Source organism: Psychrobacter sp. CAL346-MNA-CIBAN-0220, assembly GCF_040309805.1.
Lineage (GTDB): Bacteria > Pseudomonadota > Gammaproteobacteria > Pseudomonadales > Moraxellaceae > Psychrobacter.
Window position 1 is genome coordinate 1 of sequence record NZ_JBEOPF010000809.1, and the last position, 230, is coordinate 230.

Annotated in this window: 1 protein-coding gene; it reads right to left on the reverse strand. The window is 37.0% G+C overall.

Annotated features, from left to right (window positions below; translation table 11 throughout):
- Window positions 1-230 (reverse strand): hypothetical protein (locus tag AAEY88_RS15755; RefSeq protein WP_350563911.1); only part of this gene is annotated, 230 nt, incomplete at both ends.

Here is a 230-nt window from a genome sequence, read left to right on the forward strand (position 1 = left end):
GGGCTAATAAGCTAATGCCACCAAACAGGCTCATCTCGTATTTAGCTTGTTTAGCATTTTCAGCCGTATGAAATAGCACACCAGAGTAAGTAATGCTTAAATCAGGGTAGGTTTTATTAAGTATATTTATCTGTTTAATTATCGCGCCAGCTAAATCAATTGATTTATTAACCCCTAAATTTTCGGGCGCTAAGTTTGCCAAAATGACACGGTATTCAACGCCTTTTAAG